19 protein-coding genes are annotated in these 21,686 nt (G+C 64.8%); 10 read left to right on the forward strand and 9 right to left on the reverse strand.

Annotation, left to right across the window (positions count from 1 at the left end; all coding sequences use genetic code 11):
• Positions 1–25 precede the first annotated feature (25 nt).
• Both E5X34_RS11210 and E5X34_RS11215 read right to left on the reverse strand, forming a co-directional pair.
• Positions 26–910, reverse strand: a complete 885-nt coding sequence (locus E5X34_RS11210) for a DMT family transporter (RefSeq protein WP_292564140.1) — start codon at positions 908–910, stop codon at positions 26–28.
• A gap of 177 nt (positions 911–1,087) precedes the next feature.
• Positions 1,088–1,495: a DUF2000 family protein gene (locus tag E5X34_RS11215; protein WP_292564142.1), complete on the reverse strand. Its 408-nt coding sequence runs from the start codon at positions 1,493–1,495 to the stop codon at positions 1,088–1,090.
• Positions 1,496–1,540: 45 nt separating this feature from the next.
• Between E5X34_RS11215 and E5X34_RS11220 the strand changes: the two genes are divergently transcribed.
• Positions 1,541–2,404: an AraC family transcriptional regulator gene (locus tag E5X34_RS11220; protein WP_292564144.1), complete on the forward strand. Its 864-nt coding sequence runs from the start codon at positions 1,541–1,543 to the stop codon at positions 2,402–2,404.
• Positions 2,405–2,640: 236 nt separating this feature from the next.
• Here the strand turns inward: E5X34_RS11220 and E5X34_RS11225 are convergent, their stop codons facing one another.
• Positions 2,641–3,114 (reverse strand): MarR family transcriptional regulator, encoded by a 474-nt coding sequence (locus E5X34_RS11225; RefSeq protein WP_042645190.1) that lies wholly within the window; start codon positions 3,112–3,114, stop codon positions 2,641–2,643.
• A gap of 386 nt (positions 3,115–3,500) precedes the next feature.
• Here E5X34_RS11225 and E5X34_RS11230 point away from each other — a divergent pair, with 386 nt between their 5' ends.
• The 6 genes from E5X34_RS11230 (at position 3,501) to E5X34_RS11255 (ending at position 11,454) form a co-directional block, all read left to right on the forward strand.
• Complete coding sequence (locus E5X34_RS11230) at positions 3,501–4,556, forward strand: GTP-binding protein (protein WP_292564145.1); 1,056 nt, start codon at positions 3,501–3,503, stop codon at positions 4,554–4,556.
• Positions 4,557–4,796: 240 nt separating this feature from the next.
• Positions 4,797–5,771: a WD40 repeat domain-containing protein gene (locus E5X34_RS11235; protein WP_292564147.1), complete on the forward strand. Its 975-nt coding sequence runs from the start codon at positions 4,797–4,799 to the stop codon at positions 5,769–5,771.
• A gap of 94 nt (positions 5,772–5,865) precedes the next feature.
• Entirely contained in the window at positions 5,866–7,242 is a 1,377-nt protein-coding gene (locus E5X34_RS11240; protein ID WP_292564150.1) for an aspartate aminotransferase family protein, read from the forward strand.
• A gap of 11 nt (positions 7,243–7,253) precedes the next feature.
• On the forward strand, positions 7,254–8,660 hold the full coding sequence (locus E5X34_RS11245) for a glutamine synthetase family protein (protein WP_292564191.1): 1,407 nt from the start codon (positions 7,254–7,256) through the stop codon (positions 8,658–8,660).
• 89 nt (positions 8,661–8,749) lie between these two features.
• Positions 8,750–9,985 (forward strand): putative DNA modification/repair radical SAM protein, encoded by a 1,236-nt coding sequence (locus tag E5X34_RS11250; RefSeq protein WP_292564153.1) that lies wholly within the window; start codon positions 8,750–8,752, stop codon positions 9,983–9,985.
• 2 nt (positions 9,986–9,987) lie between these two features.
• Positions 9,988–11,454: a UdgX family uracil-DNA binding protein gene (locus E5X34_RS11255; protein WP_292564156.1), complete on the forward strand. Its 1,467-nt coding sequence runs from the start codon at positions 9,988–9,990 to the stop codon at positions 11,452–11,454.
• A 38-nt stretch (positions 11,455–11,492) separates the two neighbouring features.
• Here E5X34_RS11255 and E5X34_RS11260 read toward each other — a convergent pair whose 3' ends face one another.
• The 4 genes from E5X34_RS11260 to E5X34_RS11275 form a co-directional block, all read right to left on the reverse strand.
• Positions 11,493–12,767 carry a glycerate kinase gene (locus tag E5X34_RS11260; protein WP_292564157.1) on the reverse strand — a complete coding sequence of 425 codons (1,275 nt, stop codon included), beginning with the start codon at positions 12,765–12,767 and terminating at the stop codon, positions 11,493–11,495.
• The gene (locus tag E5X34_RS11265) at positions 12,764–13,267 is read right to left on the reverse strand and encodes a heme-degrading domain-containing protein (protein WP_292564160.1); all 504 of its coding nucleotides are present in this window, start codon (positions 13,265–13,267) and stop codon (positions 12,764–12,766) included. The genes E5X34_RS11260 and E5X34_RS11265 overlap by 4 nt, the downstream gene beginning before the upstream one ends.
• Positions 13,268–13,342: 75 nt before the next feature.
• The gene (gene guaD / locus E5X34_RS11270; RefSeq protein WP_292564163.1) at positions 13,343–14,656 is read right to left on the reverse strand and encodes a guanine deaminase; all 1,314 of its coding nucleotides are present in this window, start codon (positions 14,654–14,656) and stop codon (positions 13,343–13,345) included.
• A 2-nt stretch (positions 14,657–14,658) separates the two neighbouring features.
• Positions 14,659–15,885 carry a urate hydroxylase PuuD gene (locus tag E5X34_RS11275; protein ID WP_292564166.1) on the reverse strand — a complete coding sequence of 409 codons (1,227 nt, stop codon included), beginning with the start codon at positions 15,883–15,885 and terminating at the stop codon, positions 14,659–14,661.
• A gap of 140 nt (positions 15,886–16,025) precedes the next feature.
• On the opposite strand from E5X34_RS11275, the gene E5X34_RS11280 reads away from it, so the two are divergent.
• The 3 genes from E5X34_RS11280 (at position 16,026) to E5X34_RS11290 (ending at position 19,586) form a co-directional block, all read left to right on the forward strand.
• Positions 16,026–16,946 carry a LysR family transcriptional regulator gene (locus tag E5X34_RS11280; protein WP_126063139.1) on the forward strand — a complete coding sequence of 307 codons (921 nt, stop codon included), beginning with the start codon at positions 16,026–16,028 and terminating at the stop codon, positions 16,944–16,946.
• A 430-nt stretch (positions 16,947–17,376) separates the two neighbouring features.
• Positions 17,377–18,339 (forward strand): LLM class flavin-dependent oxidoreductase, encoded by a 963-nt coding sequence (locus E5X34_RS11285; protein ID WP_292564168.1) that lies wholly within the window; start codon positions 17,377–17,379, stop codon positions 18,337–18,339.
• On the forward strand, positions 18,336–19,586 hold the full coding sequence (locus E5X34_RS11290; RefSeq protein WP_292564169.1) for an LLM class flavin-dependent oxidoreductase: 1,251 nt from the start codon (positions 18,336–18,338) through the stop codon (positions 19,584–19,586). The genes E5X34_RS11285 and E5X34_RS11290 overlap by 4 nt, the downstream gene beginning before the upstream one ends.
• Positions 19,587–19,589: 3 nt before the next feature.
• On the opposite strand, the gene E5X34_RS11295 is transcribed toward E5X34_RS11290, so the two are convergent.
• Together E5X34_RS11295 and xdhC are read right to left on the reverse strand one after the other, a co-directional pair.
• On the reverse strand, positions 19,590–20,420 hold the full coding sequence (locus E5X34_RS11295) for a PhzF family phenazine biosynthesis protein (RefSeq protein ID WP_292564172.1): 831 nt from the start codon (positions 20,418–20,420) through the stop codon (positions 19,590–19,592).
• 454 nt (positions 20,421–20,874) lie between these two features.
• Positions 20,875–21,686: xanthine dehydrogenase accessory protein XdhC (gene xdhC, locus E5X34_RS11300; protein WP_292564175.1), on the reverse strand; the 812-nt coding region annotated here is incomplete at its 5' end.

Raw genomic sequence — 21,686 nt, forward strand, 5'->3', positions numbered from 1 at the left:
GTTATGCCACCGGACTCGGAGCAAATCAAAGTTTTTTCGCCAGCGCCTCGGCTTCAGTGTCGAGCGAGGCAGGGTTGCGCACGCGAAGCCGGTGCTCGCGGTGGATGATGTAGAGGCCACTGGCAACGATGATGGCAGCCCCCAATAAGGTCCAGCGGTCCGGGAACTGGTGGAAGATCAGCCAGCCTGAGATGATCATCCACACCATCTGCGAATAGGGGAAAGGCGCCAGCTGCGTGGTGGTCGCCAGGCGATAGGCCCGGACCAGCAGATAGTGGCCGCCGGCGCCGAAGACGCCCAGCATCAGGACGACGAACCATTGAAAGCCGCCATGCGGCAGCGCGGGCGCAAAGGCAAGCATCGGGGCCAGCAGCACCGAAGGCGCCAGCGCCGAGAACAATATCAAGCTCTCGGATGTTTCGGTCGAAGACATGCGCCGCGTCATGATGACATAGAAGGAGTTCGACAGCATCGAGCCCAGCGCGAAGAGGTGGCCGATGCCGAACACGCCGACGCCGGGCCGGGTGATGATCAGGACACCGACAAAGCCGGTGAGGATCGCCAGCCAGCGCCGCCAGCCGGCCCATTCGCCAAGCAGCGGGCCGGCAAGGGCGGTGATGACCATCGGGCCGAAGAAATAGATCGATGTCGTCTCGGCCAGCTGCAACGTCTTAAGCGCCAGGATGTTGAACATGGTCGAGCCGAAAAGCATGCAGCCGCGCAATATATGCGCGGGCAGGTTGTTGGCGCGAAAGCGCGCCGGCTCGCGCCAGCCGCGCAGGAAGACGCCGACGAGCAAGACATGGACGGTGAAGCGGGCCCAGGCGACGATCAGTGCCGATACGCCGGCCAGCACCAGATATTTGCTGGATGTGTCGAGAAATGTGAAGCAGACATAGACGCAAAGCATCAAAAGCATCGCCGCGGGCGGCGTTGCGCTGTCGTCTTGAGTTCGGGAAACAGACAAATTCAGGCCGAAGGGAAGCAAAGGCGGAGGTCCCACCTTTGCGGCAATCAAAGCTCGCCGGCAAGCCAATTGTCCGGTGTGGCCGGACCAAAAGCGGCCACTGCAACAACGCGGCTGCACTCAAGCATGCATGCGGGCGCCCTTGGTGATCTTGTCGACGAGCTTCTTCTCGCCACGCAGAGCGATGCCGACGATCTTGGCGTCGTCCGGCGCGAATTCGGCGAAGACAGCGCGATTGGCGGCATCATGGCCGGTCGAAAACATCTCCTCGACATAGGCGGACGCCGTCACGCCGCGCTCTAGCGCCCGGCGATGGATGGTGCCCAGCGTCGCCGCGTCGGCCGACAGGACGATGACCGGCTGGATGGACATCGGATTGTAGAGATTGCCGGCGCGGTCGCGATACGGCTCGCCGATGATCTCGGGGAACTGCGCGACGATGCCGCTGGTGAGGAAGGCGGTGACGTTGAGCTTCTGCCAGACCGGCAGATCCTCTCTGAGAACAATTGCAATTTTCGTATCGAACACCAAGATTGAGACTCCGGGATGGCCCGTGACGGGCGGAACAGGGCGATGGCGCAGGCTCTAGGCGCAGAGGCGAAGCAAGGTCTTGAACGTTCGTGCGCGGACGCGGCCAATGGCGATCGCATCGTTTCGGCGCCGGGCGGGCTGGGCCTCGAACGCATCGAGGCGCGTTTCCACGGCAATGCCTTCGAGCCGCACCGGCACGACACCTATGCGATCGGCGTGACATTGCACGGCGTGCAGCGCTTTCATTATCGCGGCGCGCTGCAACACAGCCTGCCCGGCCAGGCGATCGTGCTGCATCCGGACGAGTTGCATGATGGCGGCGCCGGCACGGAAGACGGTCTGCGCTACCGGATCCTCTATCTGGAGCCGTCCCTGCTGCTCGACTGCCTCGAAGGCGAGCCGCTGCCTTTCGTGCCTGACGCCGTGGTAAGCGATCCAGCGCTGCGAGACACGCTGCTCTCGGCGCTGGCGCCGCTGAACGAAGAACTTGGCGACCTGTTCGTGGCGGATTTCGTCGCGCAACTGGCGCAGCATCTGAGGCGCTACGCCGGAAAGCCGGCAAAATCGACGGGCAAGACCGCGTGGCGCGCGGCGACACTTGCGCGCGACTATCTTGCGGAGAATGCCGAACGGCCGGTGCGCTCCGATGAGCTCGAGGCTATTACCGGCCTCGACCGCTATCAATTATCACGGCATTTTCGCGCGACCTATTCAACCAGCCCGCATCGCTTCCTGTTGATGCGCCGGCTGCAAAAGGCGCGGCGCATGATCGCCGAGGGAGAACCGCTGGCGGAGATCGCCGCCGGCGCCGGCTTCAGCGACCAAAGCCATTTCAACCGGCATTTCAAGAAGGCGTTCGGCTTGACGCCAGGGCGTTGGGCGGCGCTGGTGAGGCGCGACGCGTAGGCGCGATGCGCAGCATCGTCGCTAACCGCGAGACGCCCGATGATGGCGCTTAGGCGCGACGCGTAGCGTCGTCGCCCTTTCCTCTAAACCCACGATGCAGGTCCACGGTTGCGCGACGATGCTTGGCATCCCGCTCGCGAGACGACGCTTGCGCGTCGCTCGTTAACGGGAACGTCTCGCGCCTGAGCGACGACGCTGCGCGTCGCGCCTGAGCGACGACGCTGCGCGTCGCGCTTTCACGCCTCATCCATCTCCGCGTCGTCGTCGATCAGGACCAGATCTTCGTTCGACAAATTCGCCTCGATGCGGGCGAGCAGCTTGAACAGCGCCTTCTGGTCCTTCTTGTCGAGGCCCCTCAGCGCCTGTTTCTCGGTCTTCTTGACCGATTTTTCGATGGCGCGAATTGTTTCGCGGCCGGACTCGGTGAGGAAGATATGGGCCTGGCGGGCATCTGCGTTGGAGGCCCGCTTTTCGAGGAAACCCTGCGCCTGCAGCCGGTTGATGGTCTTGGTGATGGTCGGCGGCCGCACGCCGAGCTTGCCGGCGAGGTTGCCGGGGGTCTGGCCGTCCTCGCGGTCGAGCGCCAGCATGATCTGGTCCTGGCCGGCATAAAAGCCATGCGCCAGAAGCCGCGCCGCCAGCGCGGTGCGCGCGAGCCTCGCCGCCGAATGCAGCCGGCTCATTGTCGCTGTCTTGTCCGCCTTGGCCATGGCCATTCCCTCTTCGGCCGAACCGGCGCGGCCAGCATAGAGGCTGTCCGGCGGTTGGCAAATGACGATCCCTAAGAAACCGGCTTGCGGAACGCTTTGCCGGCAAGCATTGCGGTGCCCGCGCAGGTGATGCCAGATGTTTATTTCAGTTAGATGACAAACGACTTTTGAGGAGCTGAGATTTACAGCGGCAACGGGGAACGGCCATTGGGAGCGCACGCGGCTCCCCGTTTGGTCGGCCTCGACCGCCACCAAATCGCTCCTCGCCGCCATCCCCGTAGGAGGGTCCGCCTGGCCCATCGGTTTGACGCGTGCAAAAGCGCGACGCCCATCCTATATGAGGCCGACAATCCAGATTTTTCGAGACCAAGATTTCGAGGCAAGCCATGAGCGATGCACAGACGCAAATCCCCGTAACCGTTCTCACCGGCTATCTCGGCGCGGGCAAGACGACGCTGCTCAACCGCATCCTGTCGGAGAACCACGGCAAGCGCTACGCCGTCATCGTCAACGAGTTCGGCGAGATCGGCATCGACAACGACCTGATCGTGGAGTCCGACGAGGAAATCTACGAGATGAACAATGGCTGCGTGTGCTGCACGGTGCGCGGCGACCTGATCCGCGTCGTCGAGGGCCTGATGAAACGGCCCGGCCGCTTCGATGCCATCGTCGTCGAGACCACCGGCCTCGCCGACCCGGTGCCGGTGGCGCAGACCTTCTTCATGGATGACGACGTGCGCACCAAGACCAAGCTCGACGCGGTGGTGGCGCTGGTCGACGCCAAGCACCTGCCGCTGCGCTTGAAGGATTCCAAGGAGGCCGAGGACCAGATCGCCTTTGCCGACGTGGTGGTGCTGAACAAGACCGATCTCGTCACGCCGGAAGAGCTCGAAAAGGTCGAAGCGACGATCCGCGCCATCAACCCGGCGGCAAAGATCCATCGTACGCAGCGGTCCGGCGTGGCGCTCGACGAAGTGCTCGACCGCGGCGCCTTCGACCTGTCGCGCGCGCTGGAGAACGATCCGCACTTCCTCGAGGCGCATGATCACGATCACGACCATGAATGCGGCCCGGACTGCGACCACGACCACCATCATCATGACGGCCACGATCACCATCACCACCATGCTTCCGACATCCATGACGTGACGGTGAAGTCGGTGTCGCTGCGCGGCGGCGAGATGGACCCGAAGAAGTTCTTCCCCTGGATCGAGAAGGTGACCCAGATGGAAGGGCCGAACATCCTGCGGCTGAAGGGCATCATCGCGCTCAAGGGCGACGAGGACCGCTATGTGCTGCAGGGCGTGCACATGATCCTCGAGGGCGACCACCAGCGCGCCTGGAAGGACGGCGAGAAGCACGAGAGCCGGCTGGTCTTCATCGGCCGCGATCTCGACGCCGAGCGGCTCAAGAAGAGTTTTGAAGCCTGCCAGGCGGCTTGATTTCCTGACCTTCAGGCGCTAGCGCTGCCCGTTCTTCCCTTCTCCCCTTGTGGGAGAAGGTGGCCTCGCGAAGCGAGGTCGGATGAGGGGTGCTCCAGCTTGGCGATGACGGCGATCCGTCCAACACCCCTCATCCGTCTTGGCGCTGCGCGCCAATCCACCTTCTCCCACAAGGGGAGAAGGCAAGGTCGCACCTAGCCGCACCGGCTTCGTGCATAGAAGCCCGAATGGACCATTCGTATGCCCACAGTCGCCCCGCTTGATCTCGAAGGCCATTGCGTCGCCGCCGTCTTCCTGAACGACGTGCCGCATTTCGCGCTGGCCGACGGCGCGATCCATCGGCTCGACAATGGGCAGAAGACGGTGCAGGCCAATGACGGCCTGCTTGCCGCCTTTCATGACGCGGCCAACGACCGTCTGATCACCGGCGGCGAGGACGGCAAGGTGTTTGCCGTGAAGGCCGGCGGCGAGGTGAGCGAACTGGCGGGCGCCGGCAAAAAGTGGGTCACCAGCGTCGCCGCCGGTCCGCAGGGCGCCATCGCCTACGCCTCCGGCAAGACCGCCTTCGTGCGTTTCGCCGATGGCAAGATCAAGGAATTCGCGCATCCACGCTCGGTGGAAGGGCTAGCCTTCTCGCCCAAGGGCATGCGTTTCGGCGTCGCCCGCTACAACGGCGCGACGCTGCATTTCCCGGCGGCCGAAGGCAAGCCGGTGGAGCTCGAATGGGCCGGCGCCCATACAGGCATCACCTTTTCACCGGACGGCGCTTTCCTCGTCACCACCATGCAGGAAAACGCGCTGCATGGCTGGAAGCTCGCCGACGGCAAGCACATGCGCATGTCAGGCTATCCCGGCAAGGTGAAGAGCCTGTCCTGGAGCGTCAAGGGCAAATGGCTGGCGAGCTCGGGCGCGCCGGCGGCGATCGTCTGGCCGTTTCAAGCTAAGGACGGGCCGATGGGTAAGGCGCCCCTGGAGCTCGGCACGCGCGGCAACACGATGGTGACCTGCGTCGCCTGCCATCCGAGCCAGGACGTCGTGGCCATCGGCTATGAAGACGGCATGGTGATCGCGGCGCGCTTCGCCGACGCCAAGGAGGTGCTGCTGCGCCGCCCCGGCAAGGGCGCCATCACCGCCATGATGTGGGACAAGGAAGAGCGCCGCATCGTCTTCGGAAGTGCGGCCGGCGATTGCGGCGTGATCGATATCACTGCGTAAGGGAGTAGGGGAGTAAGGCAGTAAGGGAGTAGGGAAAGACCGCGATTGAACGCCTTGCCCTACTGCCCTACTGCCTACTGCCCGAGGGGGACTCATGCATTCAATCGACCGGACTTCCATCGGCGGCATCGACGTCGCCCGCATCGCCGAATTGCGTGAAGCGGAGGCGGCGGCCTTCCGCAAGGCGCGGCCGAAATCCGAGGCGAAGCTCGGCAACGGCATCGCCGGTTTCCTCGGCGGCGTGCCGATGCACTGGATGACGGACTGGCCGACTCCGTTCCCGATCCTGGTCGACGGCGCCAAAGGCGCCACCATCACCGATATCGACGGCAACAGGCTCGACGATTTCTGCCTGGGCGACACCGGCTCGATGCTCGGCCATTCGCCACCGGCAGTCGCGCGCGCCATCCGGCGGCAGGCCGCTCGGGGCCTGACCTACATGCTGCCCAGCGAGGATGCGCTGGCGATCGGTACGCTTCTGCAGCAGCGCTTCGGCCTGCCCTATTGGCAGATCGCCACCACCGCCACCGACGCCAACCGCTTCGCGCTGCGCGTCGCCCGCGCCGTGACGGGTCGCGAAAAGATCCTGGTCTTCAACGGCTGCTATCACGGCTCGGTCGATGAGACGATGGTGCGGCTGATCGATGGCAAGCCGGTGAATCGGCCTGGATTGGCAGGCGAATTCCGCGACTTGACGCGCGCAACGAAGATCGTCGAGTTCAACGACATCCCAGCCTTGGAAGCAGCGCTTGCGGACCGCGACGTCGCCTGCGTCATCACAGAGCCGGTGCTGACCAATTCCTGCATGGTGCTGCCGGATGCCGGCTTCCATGACGCGCTGCGGCGGCTGACCCGCGCGGCCGGCACGCTGCTCCTGATCGACGAGACCCACACGATCTCCACTGGCCCGGGCGGCTATACAAAGAAGTACGGGCTGGAGCCAGACCTGTTCGTGCTCGGCAAGCCGGTGGCCGGCGGCGTTCCAGCGAGCATCTGGGGGATGAGCGAGGAGGTGGCCACGCGTTACGCCGCCTACAACCGAGCGAAGGAGCCCGGCTATTCCGGCATGGGCACGACGCTGTCGGCCAATCCGCTGCAGTTCGCGGCAATGCGCGCGACGCTAGAAGAGGTGATGACCGAGGAGGCCTATGCGCATATGGACCGGCTGGCGCGCCGGCTCGATGCGGGGCTGACCGCCGTCATCCAGCGCAACAAGCTGCCCTGGCATGTCGCGCGGGTCGGCGCGCGCGTCGAGTTCATCTGCGCGCCCGGACCGCTGCATGATGGCGCCGAGGCCGAGAAGGCGCATGCGCCCGAGCTCGAAGCCGCCATCCATGTCGCGCTGGTCAATCGCGGCGTGCTGATCGCGCCGTTCCACAACATGATGCTGATCTCGCCGGTGACGACTTCAGCGCAAGTGAGCCGGCTGATCGCGGCCTTTGCCGCGGTTGCGGCCAGGCTTACGGCATGAGAAAAGCGGCCATGGACAATCCGAACGCCGTTGCCACGTCCCCTTCCGGCTCGACGCCCGCCGAGGCGAAGGCCTTTCTCGACGCGCATCCCGAGATCGAGGCATTCGACATCGTGCTTACCGACGCCAACGGCATCGGTCGCGGCAAGATCGTGCGCCGGCATGAGCTGTTGGGCATTTTCGAGAATGGCCGGCACCTGCCGATCTCGATCCTCGGCCTCGACATCACCGGCGAGGATGTGCACGAGACCGGACTGGTGTGGGATACAGGCGACGGCGACCTCAGGGCATGGCCGATCCCGGCCACGCTGGCTCCGCTCTACGGCACCAATCCGGCGCGCGGCCAGGTGCTGATGTCGATGTACCATCTCGATGGCCAACCGATGACCTCCGATCCGCGCCTGGTGTTGGCAAGGCAGGTGGAATTGCTGGCGGCGCGCGGCCTGCATCCGGCCGGCGCCTTCGAGCTGGAATTTTTCCTACTGTCCAATGACCGCGACGCGGACGGCAAGGTGCAGCCCGCCCGCGCGGTGCTCGATGGCCGCCGTTCCGCGAAGACCGAAGTCTATTCGGTCGACCATCTGCACGGCATGGAACCGCTGTTTTCCGACATCTACGCCGCGGCCAAGGCGCAAGGCATTCCGGCCGAGACCGTCATTTCCGAATACGCGCCCGGCCAGTACGAGCTGACGCTGAACTACCGCAAGGACGTGATGCGCGCGGCTGACGACCTCGTCATGCTGAAGCGGCTGGTCAGGGCGCAGGCGCGGCGGCACGGCGTCACCGCCTGCTTTATGGCCAAGCCCATCGAGGCCTATGCCGGCTCCGGCATGCATTTCCACGTCTCGCTGCAGGACGATGCCGGCCGCAACGTGTTCACCGAGGCCACCGGCGAGAAATGGTCACCGAAGCTGCTCAACGCGCTTGGCGGCCTGATCCACACCATGGCGGAATCGATGCTGGTGTTCGCGCCGCACGCCAATTCATGGCGGCGCTTCGTCTCGCAATCCTACGCGCCGGTGGCGCCGACATGGGGCGTCAACAACCGCTCGGTAGCGCTGCGCGTGCCGGCGGGCGATGCCAGGAACCGCCGCATCGAGCACCGGCCGTCGGGCGTCGACGCCAATCCCTATCTGGTGGCGGCGACGGTGCTGGCCGGCATCGTCAAAGGGCTCGACGAAGGGCTGGATCCGGGGCCAGAGACCACCGGGAACGGTTACGAGCAGGCGAGCGAAAGATCGACCATGCCGGCCGACTGGCGCGCCGCGATCGAGGCGGCCAGGGGATCCGATTTCCTGAAATCGGCGCTCGGCCCAGACCTGCACCGGACCTTCGTGGCGATCAAGCAGGCCGAATATCTGCGCGTCGCGCGCACGGTCAGCGAATTGGACTATCACCTTTATCTGCACGAGGTGTAAGGCGGACCGACAAGCGCGCGGCGATCACGTTTTGCCGCGGACAATCAAAAGTTATAGCCAATTGCATTTCTGGAACATATCATGAACAAATGGCTGTGCTTTCCGTCCGCGAGAAACTGGCGATCCTGTCCGATGCCGCCAAATACGATGCTTCCTGCGCCTCCTCAGGGTCGGCAAAACGCGACTCGCTGACATCGGGCGGCATTGGCTCGACCGAGGGATCCGGCATCTGCCATTCCTACGCGCCGGACGGGCGGTGCATCTCGCTGTTGAAAATCCTGCTCACCAATTTCTGCATCTACGACTGCAGCTATTGCATCAACCGCTCCTCCTCGAATGTACGGCGCGCCCGCTTCAGCGTCGATGAGGTGGTGAAGCTCACCATGGATTTCTATCGGCGCAACTATATCGAGGGGCTGTTCCTGTCCTCTGGCGTCATTCGCTCGCCCGACGAGACGATGGGCGAGATGGTCGAGGTGGCACGCAGGCTCCGGATCGAGGAAAAGTTTGGCGGCTACATACACCTCAAGACCATCCCCGAAGCGTCTGCCGAACTGATCGAGAAGGCAGGGCTTTATGCCGACCGTTTGTCGATCAATGTCGAGCTGCCGACAGATGAGGGCGTCAAGAAACTGGCGCCGGAAAAGAAGCCGGAAACGATCCGGCTTTCGATGGCCAAGCTGCGCCGCAAGATCGAGGAGAAAGCCGAGCCGACATTGCAGAGCCGCAGGCGCGAGCGTTTCGCGCCGGGCGGCCAGTCGACGCAGATGATCGTCGGCGCCGACAAGACCTCCGACGATGGCATATTGCGCGCCAGCGCCCGGCTCTATGGCAGCTACCACCTGCGCCGCGTTTATTACTCTGCCTTCAGCCCGATCCCCGATTCATCATCTTCGCTGCCCTTGCAGAAGCCGCCGCTGATGCGCGAGCACCGGCTCTATCAGGCCGACTGGCTTATGCGCTTCTACGGCTTCTCGCAGCCGGAAATCCTGGCCGGCAGCAATGACGGGATGCTCGACCTTGCCATCGATCCCAAGCTCGCCTGGGCGCTGCGCAACCGGGGCCGATTCCCGGTCGACGTCAACCGCGCCGAGCGAGAGGCGCTGCTGCGCGTTCCCGGGCTCGGCACCAAGGTCATCGACAGGATCATCGAGACACGCCGCCACCGCCGGCTGCGGCTGGAGGATGTCGGCCGGCTCTGCCATTCGATCGCCAAGGTGCGGCCCTTCATCGTCGCGGAAGGCTGGTCGCCGGGCGCGCTGACCGACAAGGCCGGCTTGCGCCAGGCGATCACCCGCTCCTGCGAGCAGCTTTCCCTGTTCTGACCATGGCAAGAACCCAGCTCAACCTCGCCGCTCATGTCGTCCGGCTCGAAAGCCAGACCGATTTTGCCGGCTGGCGCGATGCCGCGCGCCGGCTGGCGACGAACGATATTCCGCCGGAAGATGTCGCGTGGCACGTCGAACCGGATCGCGAAGATGGCGCCAGCGAATTGCCGGCTGCGCAAGCCGATGCGCGACTGGTCGTGCCGCGCGACTTCATCGAGCGCGCCGAGACGGTCATCTGCCACAATGACCCCGAGCGCTTCGGCTTTCTCTACCGGCTGCTCTGGCGGTTGCGTTCCGAGCCGAGGCTGCTTTCGATCGCGACCGATCCCGACATCCGGCGGCTGGAGACTATGGAGAAGGCGGTGCACCGCGACATCCATAAGATGCGCGCCTTCGTGCGTTTCCGGAAGATCGGCGAAGGCGCGGAGGAGCGCTATGTCGCGTGGTTCGAGCCCGACCATTACATCGTCGAGCGCAATGCCGATTTCTTCGTGCGCCGGTTCACCGGGATGCGCTGGACGATCCTGACCCCGCATGCCTCGGCCGACTGGGACGGCGAGAGGCTGGCGATGGGGGCGGGTGCGGCCAAGCGCGACGCGCCGGCGGAAGACGATGCCGAGGCGCTGTGGCGGACCTATTTCGAAAACATCTTCAACCCGGCCCGCCTCAAGGTGAAGGCGATGCAGAAGGAGATGCCGAAGAAATATTGGCGGAACCTTCCCGAGGCCTCGCTCATTCCAGATTTGATAGCAGGAGCGGATAAAGCCGCATCAGACATGATCGCCCGGATGCCAACCAGCCCAGCACCGCACCATGCCAAGGTGAAAGCCAAGCACTGGCCTACGCCCGAGCCGTCCGATGTGGTGGCGCCCGAGGCCGACGATATTCCGGAGCTGCGCGACGAGGCGAAAGGCTGCCGCCGCTGCCCGCTCTGGCGCGACGCGACGCAGACCGTCTTCGGCGAGGGACCGGAGAACGCCGATGTGATCTTCGTCGGCGAGCAGCCCGGCGACCAGGAGGACCTGGCCGGCAAACCGTTCGTCGGGCCGGCGGGCAAGGTGTTCGACAGCATCCTGGACGACGCCGCAATCGATCGCCGCAAGGTCTATGTGACCAATGCGGTGAAACACTTCAAATTCGAGCCGCGCGGCAAAAGGCGCATCCACTCCAAGCCCAATGCCGGGGAGATCCAGGCCTGCCGCTGGTGGCTGGACAAGGAGCTCGACCTGATCAAGCCCAACCTCGTGGTGGCACTCGGCGCGACGGCGGCGCAGTCGCTGCTCGGCAAGGCGGTGCCGATCACCAAGATGCGCGGCGACGTGGTCGAGCGCGAGGATGGCTTGCGCGTGTTCCTGACCATCCATCCGTCCTTCATCCTGCGCATCCGGGAGCAGGAGGACAAGGAGGCCGAGCGGGAGCGGTTCTTGCAGGATATGCGGAAGGTCAAGCAGCTGATGGGCGCTTAGGCAGTATTGATCTTCAACACTGCCCGGCCGAGCCAAGTCTACCTAACCAGAATCGCCCTCAGATCATTAACATTCGTGCCGGTTGGCCCCGGCACGAACAGGTCGCCAACCGCATTGAACGCCGTCCAGGCGTTGTTGCCGGCGAGCATTGCCTTGGCGTCGACGCCTGCTGCGCGCATGCGCGCAATGGTCGAGCCGTCGGCGAAGGCGCCGGCATTGTTTTCCGAGCCGTCTATTCCGTCGGTGTCGGCGGCAAGTGCATGAATGCCCTCGACGCCATCGATGCCGATGGCGAAGGCGAGCAGGAATTCGGAATTGCGGCCGCCCTTGCCCTTTATGCCGTCAACGGGGGCCCGCAAGGTGACGGTCGTCTCGCCTCCGGACAGGATCAGCACGGGCTTCTTGAAGGGACGGTTGCGGGTCGCCACCTCGCGCGCGATCGCGGCATGGACGCCGCCGACCTCGCGCGCCTCGCCCTCGATCACATCCGACAGGATGACGGCCTCGATGCCTTGCCGCTTCGCTTCGGCGGCGGCGGCTTCGAGCGACACGCCCGCCGAGGCGGTCAGATGCACCTCGTTGCCGGCAAAGCGCGGATCGTCGGGACGAGGCGCGTCGGCGGCAGGCGAATTGATATGCGCCATGACCGAAGCCGGAAGCTTCATGCCATAGGCGGCGATCGAGGCCAGAGCATCCGCGCGGCTGCCGGTGTCGGGCACGGTCGGCCCCGAGGCGACCAGCGCCGGATTGTCGCCCGGTATGTCGGAAACGACCAGGGACACCACGCGCGCCGGATGCGCGGCTGCGGCAAGCCGTCCGCCCTTGATGGTCGAGACATGCTTGCGGATGGTGTTCATCGCCGCAATCGGCGCGCCGGAGGCGAGCAGCGCCTCGTTGACGGCGATCTCGTCGGCCAAGGTAAGGCCCGGAGCGGGAGACGGCAGCAGGGCCGAGCCGCCGCCGGAAATCAGCGCCACGATCAGGTCGTCCGAAGTCAGGCCCCGCACCTTCTCCAGCAGCCGGCGCGAGGCTTCGAGGCCGGCGGCATCCGGCACCGGGTGCGCCGCTTCGATGATCTCGATGCGCTCGCATCTGGCGCCATAGCCGTAGCGGGTGACGACAAGGCCATCGATCGGGCCGTCCCAGACCTTCTCGAAGGCCGCCGCCATCTGCGCCGAGCCCTTTCCCGCGCCGATGACGATGGTGCGGCCCTTGGGCTTCGCCGGCAAATGATTGCGGATCGTCTTTTCCGGGTCGGCGGCGGCGACGGCAGCGTTGAAGATCGAGGTGAGGAAGGTTTTTGGATCGGTCATTTGTCTTCCGGCGGCAATCTGAGCTTGCTCGCATCGACGCCCAGATGCGCGCAGATCGCATCGACCACGACACCATGATCCTCGCGCTCCGGCAGGCCCGAGACGGCGATGACGCCAATGACCCCGGCCCCCTTGACCGTGACCGGAAAGCCGCCGCCCGCGAGCACGTAATCGGCGATGTCGAGCGCTTCGCCGATCTTGAAGGTGCGGTCGGGACGCTGCTGCTCCAGCACAAGGCGATAGGTGCTTCTCAGATAGCGCTTCACAACATTGATCTTGCGCCGCGCCCAGTCTTGATTGGAGGCGTTGGAGCCCGGCATGGCGGCATAGAAGAGCGGCCGGTCGAAGGTCCTGATGTCGACGATGATCGGCAGGTCTTCGTTCAGCGCCCGATCCCTGATGGCGGAACCGATCGTGAAGGCGACGGCCTCGTCGAAGGCCGGGAAAACCAGCGTGGCTTCCTGTTTCTTGATCAGAGCGATGTCGTCGGCGGTGGCCATGGCGTTTCCCCTGTCAATGTCGACGCACGCTTTGGCCGATGGCTGACGCGGGGTCAAGCGACCAGCGTATTTAATCTATGCGACAATCGCGCTCTTCGCCGGACGGCCCGCAACATAGACCTCGCGCACAACACGGTCGTCGCCCAGCGTCTGCAAGAGGAACAGCTCCTCAGCCAGCGTCTCCACCGTCTCCATCCTGAGCCGTATCGCCGGCGTGGCATGGGCATCGAGCACGACGATGTCGGCATCGGTGCCCTCCTCCAGCGTGCCGACCTTGTCGGCCACCGACAGCGCCTCGGCGTTGCCGCGCGTCAATTGCCAGAAGGACTGGAACGGGTTCAGCTTCTCGCCGTTCAGCGCGATCACCTTGTAGCCCTCGTCCATGGTGCGCAGCATCGAATAGTTGGTGCCGCCGCCGACATCGGTGGCGGCCGCAATCCGGAGCGGCTTCTCGCGCCGGCGATAGCGCTGGTAGTCGAACAGGCCGGAACCGAGGAAAAGATTGGAGGTCGGGCAGAACACCGCGACCGAGCCCGAGTGCGACAGCGCATCCGCCTCGCGCTCCGACAGATGGATGCAGTGGCCGAACAGGCTCTTCTTGCCGAGCAGGCCGTAATGCTCATAGACGTCGGTGTAGTCGCGCGACCAGGGGTAAAGCTCCTGGGTGAAGGCGATCTCGGCGTGGTTCTCCGACAGATGCGTCTGCATGTGCAGGTCGGGATGCTCGCGGCAGAGCGCGCCGGCCATCTCCATCTGCTCGGGCGTCGAGGTGATGGCGAAGCGCGGCGTGATGGCATAGAGTTGGCGGCCCTTGCCGTGCCAGTCGGCAATCAGCGCCTTTGTATCGTCGTAGCCCGTCTGCGGCGTGTCGAGCACGCCATCCGGCGCGTTCCGGTCCATCATCACCTTGCCGGCGATGTTGAGCATGTTGCGCTCATGCGACTCGGCGAAGAAGGCTTCGGCGGAAGATTTGTGCACCGAGCAATAGGCGGCGACCGTCGTCGTGCCGTGCCGCAGCATCTCGTCGAGGAACAGCCGCGCGATGCGGCGGCCATGCTGCGCGTTCTGGAACTTCGACTCTTCGGGAAAGGTGTACTTGTTCAGCCAGTCGAGCAGCTCGGCGCCGTAGGAGGCGATGATCTGCATCTGCGGCACGTGGACATGCGCGTCGAGGAAGCCCGGCAGGATGAGATGCGGACGATGGTCGATCGTCTCGACGCCTGTACCCGCCCTCTTCGCGACATCCGCATAGGAGCCGGCGGCGACGATCCCGCCATTGTCGATCAGCAGGGCGCCATCCTCCTCGTAGCGCCAGGCGGAATGGTCGTCGATCGTTTCGGGCCAGCGCAGGAAGGAGAGCGTGCGGCCGCGCAGAATTTTCGCTGTCATGCTTACTTTCCGGCGCCTTCGAACCAGGCGACCAGAAGGGCCCGTTCCTGGTCGGTGATCTGGGTGACGTTGGCGGGCGGCATGGCATGCGCCCGGCCGGCCTGGATGTAGATCTCGCGCGCATGCTCGGCGATGCGCTCGTCGGTGTCGAGCAGCACGCCCTTCGGCGCATGGTAAATTCCTTCATAGACCGGCTCTTCCGTATGGCACATGGAGCAGCGGCCGAGCACGGTGTCGCGCACCGCCGGGAAATGGGCCGAGGCGATGTAGACCTGAGCGGCGGCGGAGGCGGCGGAGGTCTTCGGCTCGCCGGTCAGCACCTTCGGCACGGTCGACAGCCAGATGATGATCATGAACAGCACGGCAGCACCCAGCCAGGTCCAGGTCGGGTTGCCTTTGCGAGCGTGCACCGTGTTGAAATAGTGCCGGATCAGCACGCCGATGATGAAGACCAGCGAGGCGATAACCCAGTTGAACTGCGTGCCGAAGGCCAGCGGGTAGTGGTTTGACAGCATCAGAAACAGAACCGGCAAGGTCAGATAGTTGTTGTGCAGCGAGCGCTGCTTGGCGATTTTCCCGTATTTCGGGTCCGGTTTGCGGCCGGCGATCAGGTCGGCGACGACGATCTTCTGGTTGGGGATGATGACCATGAAGACATTGGCCGACATGATCGTGGCGGTGATGGCGCCGAGATGCAGGAAGGCGGCGCGGCCGGTGAAGAGATGCGTCAGCCCCCAGGCGATGAAGACCAGCACGCAATAGAGCACCAGCATGAGGCCGGTGTCGCTCTTGCCCAGCGGTGAGCGGCAGAGCAGGTCGTAGACGATCCAGCCGACACCGATGGTGGCCAGCGACAGAAGGATGCCGACCGGCACCGAGATGTTGAGCACGTTCGGGTCGATCAGGAAGAGATCAGCGCCGGCGTAGTAGACGACGCAAAGCATGGCGAAGCCCGAGAGCCAGGTGGCGTAGGATTCCCATTTGAACCAGGTGAGGTGCTCAGGCATCTCGGCCGGCGCCACCAGATATTTTTGGATGTGGTAGAAGCCGCCGCCATGCACCTGCCACTCCTCGCCGAAGGCGCCGGCGGGCAGGCCGGGACGCTGGCGCAGCCCAAGGTCGAGGGCAACGAAATAGAAGGACGAGCCGATCCAGGCGATGCCGGTGATGACATGCAGCCAGCGGACCGCAAAACTCAGCCAGTCCCAGAAAATCGCGAAATCCGTCATTGCACTCGTCCCTGCCGATGAGAGCGACTTTACGGTCTGGCGCGCAAACGAAAAGAGGCGAGGTGCGCGATGACTTTCAAAAAAAAATGGAAAATACTAGGCTCGCCCCTTCGCAGCCGTTTAAGAGCCACGAACCTCGCATGGCCTATCTCGACAACATCGCCGTTTTCGTCCGCGTCGTCGAGCTCGGCAATCTGTCGGCGGCGGGGCGCGACATGCGTATTTCGCCGGCGGTGGCCTCCAATCGCATCAAGGAGTTGGAAAAGCACCTGGGCGTCAGGCTGTTCAATCGCACGACCCGCCAATTGATGCCGACCGAGCACGGCACGGTGTTCTACACCGGCGCCAAGCAGGTGCTGGACGCCATCACCGAGGCGGAAGCCGCGGTCGCGGCGCTTTCCGGCCAGCCGCGCGGGACCATCAGGGTTACGGCGCCGCTCGGCCTCGGACGGCGGCTGATCGCTTCCGGTATCCCGGATTTCCACGACAAATATCCAGACATCGAGGTGCGGCTCAGGCTCTCCGACCACAATGTCGACATCATGAAGGAAGGCATCGACGTCGCCTTCCGCCTCGGCATCATCGAGGATTCCAGCCTCAGGATGCGCGGCATCATGGAATGCGAGCGCGTGCTGGTGGCGGCGCCGAAATATCTGGAAGCGCGCGGCGAGCCCGCCGAACCGCAGGAACTGGTCGGCAGGAAGCACGACTGCCTGATGCTGCGCTATGCCGGCGCGCGCGAATATGTCTGGACGCTGCAGACGCCGAGCGGCCAGCAGAAGTTCGAGGTGCACGGCCCTTACGACACAGACGACGGCGACGTGCTGACCGGCTGGGCGCTGTCGGGCCGCGGCATCATCAACAAGCCGCGTTTCGAGGTGGAACCCTTCATCCGCGACCGCCGGCTGAAGGTCATCCTGCCCCAGACGCCGCCGACGCCGGTGCAGTTCGCCGCCGTCTATCCGCACAAGAAGCTGCAGGACCCGAAGGTGCGGCTGCTGCTCGACTTCATGGCCGAGCGCTGCCAGCGGCTGATCAAGGATATCCTGGCGGGGAAGTAAGGGACCGGCAGCGTTGCGTCGCGGTTGGCCGAAGCCTCCGTGACGTCGTCATCCACGGGCGGAGCGACGCGTAGCGGCGCGCAGACCCGAGGATCCATTCCGTGACCTTCGACGTGGGGCGCAGCGGAGCAGATTCTGCTTCGTTGGGCGGCGCCTCGACGTCACGGAATGGATTCTATGGTCTGCGCCGCGTCGCTTCGCTCCTTGCTCCGCCATAGAATGACGGCCGCGAGGAGGGTTCGCAGCTAATCGCCGAAGCATGTGGCCGCCAACACGACATTCGGGCCAATGCCTCTGCCTCGATGCAGTCGACGGCTGGTCGGCATATGACAGCCTCGTGGCCCACTCGATCCCGTTGCCATGCGCGAAGAGGGGCCTAGGTTGGTGACCAGACGTCTGCCCGATTTCAGGGCAGCCGAAGGGCCGCCACATGCATCTCGCCGTTTCGCTGAACATTGCCGCCGAGGGAAAAGACATCCTGGACTTCGGCCAGATCAGCGCGTTCGTACGGCAGGCGGAAGCGGCCGGTGTGGATATGGTCATCATTTCCGACGCCGCCGGGGAGCCGTCAACCAGCCCATTCGAAGCGACGACGCTGCTGGCGGCTCTGGCAGCCGTGACCGACAGGATCGGGCTGGTGGCCGGCGCCTCGATGCTCGCGCACCAGCCCTACAATCTGGCGCGACGGTTTGCGTCGCTCGACATCATCAGCCATGGCCGCATCGGCTGGAATGCCACGCTGTGGCAAAACCCGCGCGAGGCGGCGAATTTCAGCCGCCCGGAAGGTTTCTCCGACGAGGATTTTCGCCGACGCGCGGAGGAATATATCGGCATCGTCCAAAAACTATGGCAGGGCTGGGATGCGGACGCCTTGCTGTTCGACAAGGCAGGCGGCCGGTTCCACGATCCCGACAAGATGCATGTTCTCGACCACGAGGGCGAGTTCTTCTCGGTGCGCGGACCGCTCAATGTGGCGCGCTCGCCACAAGACACGCCTGTGCTGGTCATGTCTGGCTTAGACGAGGCCGACCGCGACTTCGCGAGCCGCGTCGCCGACGTCATTCTGATCGCGGAACAATCGGTCGAGGCCGCCAATGCTGCGACCGCCGATTTGAGACGCCGGGCGCTTGCCGCCGACCGCAAACCGGAAGGCGTGAAGGTGCTGTTGACGATCGCCATCGAATCCGAGCCGCCTATCGACAGGTTTCGAAGCTTGCTGGTCTCGGTCGGCTGTGACGGCTTCAATTTTGTTTTGCCGGCTGATGTCGCGGCGCTTCAGAATTTTACCGACCGCGTTTTGCCGGAGCTCCAGCCCCACGGCCTCGCCGGCCAGGGCCAGCAAGGCACGACGCTGCGCGCCCGTCTTGGCCTCGGCACAGGAGGCGCAAAATGACTGCGCGCCAGATGAAGCTCGGCCTTTTCCTGTGGGCGACCGGACACCACATCGCTGCCTGGCGTCATCCGGACGCGCATGTCACGGCCGGCATCGACATCGGCCATTACATAAAACTCGCCCGCACGGCTGAAGCCGCGAAATTCGACATGGTGTTCTGCGAGGACGCCGCCGGCCTGCGCGAGGCCAATGTCCAGATCGCCAGCCAGACGTCACGCTCGATCGGCTTCGAGCCGATCAGCCTGCTCTCGGCGCTGGCCGCGCAGACCGAGCGCATCGGCTTGGTTTCCACTGCGTCCACCAGCTACAACGAACCTTACGGCCTGGCGCGCATGTTCGCCTCGCTCGACAATCTGAGCGGCGGGCGCGCCGGCTGGAATCTCGTCACCTCGGCGAGCCCGATCGAGGCCGCGAATTTCGGCGCGACGGGGCTGCGGCCGCATGCCGACCGCTATGCGCGGGCGCGCGAATTCGCCACCGTCATCACCGGGCTCTGGAACCGCAAGCCTGCCGGGCATGACGGCGAGAGTTTTTCCGTGAGCGATCCGCTCGACATACCGCCCTCGCCGCAGGGCGCGCCGGTGATGGTGCAGGCGGGCGCCTCGGACGACGGCAAGGACCTTGCCGCGCGCACCGCCGATGTCGTGTTCTCGGCGGCGCAGACTTTCGAGGAGGCCAAGGCCTTTTACGACGATCTCAAAGGACGGCTCGCCGCCTATGGCCGCCAGCCGGACGATGTGAAAATCATGCCCGGCGTGGCGCCGATCGTGGCCGCCACGAAAGCCGAGGCGCAAGCGAAATACGATGCGCTGCAGGAATTGATCCCGGACGATGTCGGCGTGGCGCTGCTCTCCAGCTATCTCAGCATCTCCGATCTTGGTCGCTACTCGATCGACGGGCCGCTGCCCGAGCTGCCGGAGAGCGAAGGCATGAAGAGCCGGCAGGCGCTGGTCATCGAGCAGGCGCGCCGCGACGGGCTCTCGATCCGCGAACTGGCGCGATACTTTGCCGGCGCGCGCGGTCATTGGCGGATCGTCGGCACGGCCGGAGAGATCGCCGACGAGTTGCAGGCGCGCTTCGAAGGCGGCGCCGCCGACGGCTTCAATGTGATGCCGTCCTGGTTCCCGGGCGAACTCGGCGCCTTCGCGGCTCTGGTCGTGCCTGAGCTGCAGCGGCGCGGCCTGTTCCGCAAGGACTATGAAGGCCGCACTTTGCGCGAGCATCTCGGCCTCAAGCGGCCGACGTAGGGATTAATCCATCAGCCGCGCCGTTCCGGACACCCTGATCGAACTGCCAGGCGCCGGCGGGATGTCGGCATGGAGGCGCGAGCGCATGCCCATATCCTTGCCCTGGACGATGTCGATGGCGCCGCCATGCGGCCAGCCGAGATCGCGCAGATAGCCGGCAAAGGCCGCGGTCGCCGCCCCTGTCGCCGGGTCCTCGTAGACGCCGCCGGAAGCAAAAGGATTGCGCGTGTGGAAGAGGCGCGGCGTCTCGGCGTAAGCGAGCAGGATCGTGACCAGGCCTTCGCGCCGCATGAAGGACTGGCCCTGCTTCAAGTCATAAGCCATCGCAGCCAACGCCTCGCGCGACTTCAGCGCCAGCACGAGATGATCGGCGCCGCCATGGATGAGCGCCGGCGGAATGGCGGGATCGAGATCGCCCGGCTCATAGCCGAGCAAGGCGAGCGCCTCGCCGATCAGTTCCGACGAAGCCGGCCGGCTGCGCGTCGGTGGCGACTGCAGGGCGGCAGCGACGTTGGCGCCGTCGCAAAAACCTTCGACGGTGATGTTCGCCTGATTGAGGATCAGCGCGAAGACCCCGTTACCAAACTTCCTGACCAGCGCCGCGCCGAGCGCGATGGTGGCATGGCCACAGAACGGCACTTCCGATTCCGGCGAGAAGTAGCGCACGCGCCAGCTTTCGCCTTCGGGCGCCGCGAAGGCGGTTTCCGAGAAGCCGATTTCGGCCGCGACGCGCTGCATGTCTGCCGCGTCGGGCAAGGCCTCGCCGATCACCACGCCGGCCGGATTGCCGCCAGTGTTCCCGTCCGAAAAGGCTGCTATGCGCAGAATGTCCATGTTTCCTGGCCCCGTTGTCTGTGCGGCGCAACAAATACGTTTCGGGCCGCTTTGGGAAATGAAGAAAACGGCGAGCTGCGGTGAGCGCCAGTCACACCTGCGATCGGCGTTGCACCTGTAACTAGCGTGACTGGCAGGCCGAGGCTTGATTGCCACGTGGTTCCCCCAGTCCGTCGCTGCTTCGCAGCGCCACCTTTCCCCCCTCCGGAGGGAAAGGAAGGGAGCGTTGCTGGACGAGTGTTGAGGCCAAAAAGCTTGGCGCCTTTCCTCTACCCCGTCGATCGGGGGAGAGGTGGCTCGGCGAAGCCGAGACGGAGTGGGGGTCGACCAGCGCTGCATTGAACAATACATGCGCCAAGCCGCGCCGTAGCCCACTTTGTGGGACGAGGAACCCAAGCTTTCCAAGATCGCGACGGCCAGTAGCTGGCGTTTCCTGCCTACATGGCCGGCTGGATCAGCCGGCCATCGCCTTTTCAGCGCCGGCCGCGCTTGGCGCATCCGTTGCATGCGCGACCAGCGCCGTCATGATCTCGGCGGCGGCGAGCGCGGCAATCACCGGCGGGCGCTTATCTTTCACGGCATTGCCGCCGATCGGCGAGACAAGGCGGTCGAACTCGGCTTCGCTGCCATCGGCGGACTTCAGGAACCAGCTCCTGAAGGTGGCTTTCTTGGTCTTCGAACCGATCATGCCGACATAGGCGATGTCGTCGCGCTTCAGCGCCTCGGCGACGATCAGGAAATCCAGCGCATGGTCATGGGTCAGGATGGCGAAGGCCGATCCCGCCGGCGCCTCGCGCACCACGGCTTCGGGCATCGGCGTCAACCGCTTCTCGACCGTTTCCGGCATGCCTTCCAATGCCTCCGATCGGGTCTCGACGACGACGACGTGAATCGGCAGCAGCGCCAGCGACGCGGCCAGCGCCTGGCCGACATGGCCGCCGCCGAAAAGGTAGACATGTGGACGGTGCGCCTCTTCCGATTGAGCCTTGGCGATCAGCTGCTGTTCCAGCACGCCGTCGACGAGGCGGATCAACACCTCGACGCGGCCGCCGCAGCATTGGCCGATCTCCGGCCCGAGCGGAACATCGAGCGTGGCGCAGACTTCATCGACCTCAATGCGGGTTTCGTTACCCTCCCCCTCGTGGGGGTCGGAGAGCAGACGGCGCGAAGCGGCGTCTGCTCTCCGGGGCGGGGGTACGGAGACGCCCCGCCCCCCTCCCCGGCCGACTTCGTCGTCCGACCCTCCCCACAAGGGGGAGGGTGAGG

The organism is Mesorhizobium sp. (assembly GCF_004963255.1).
GTDB lineage: Bacteria > Pseudomonadota > Alphaproteobacteria > Rhizobiales > Rhizobiaceae > Mesorhizobium.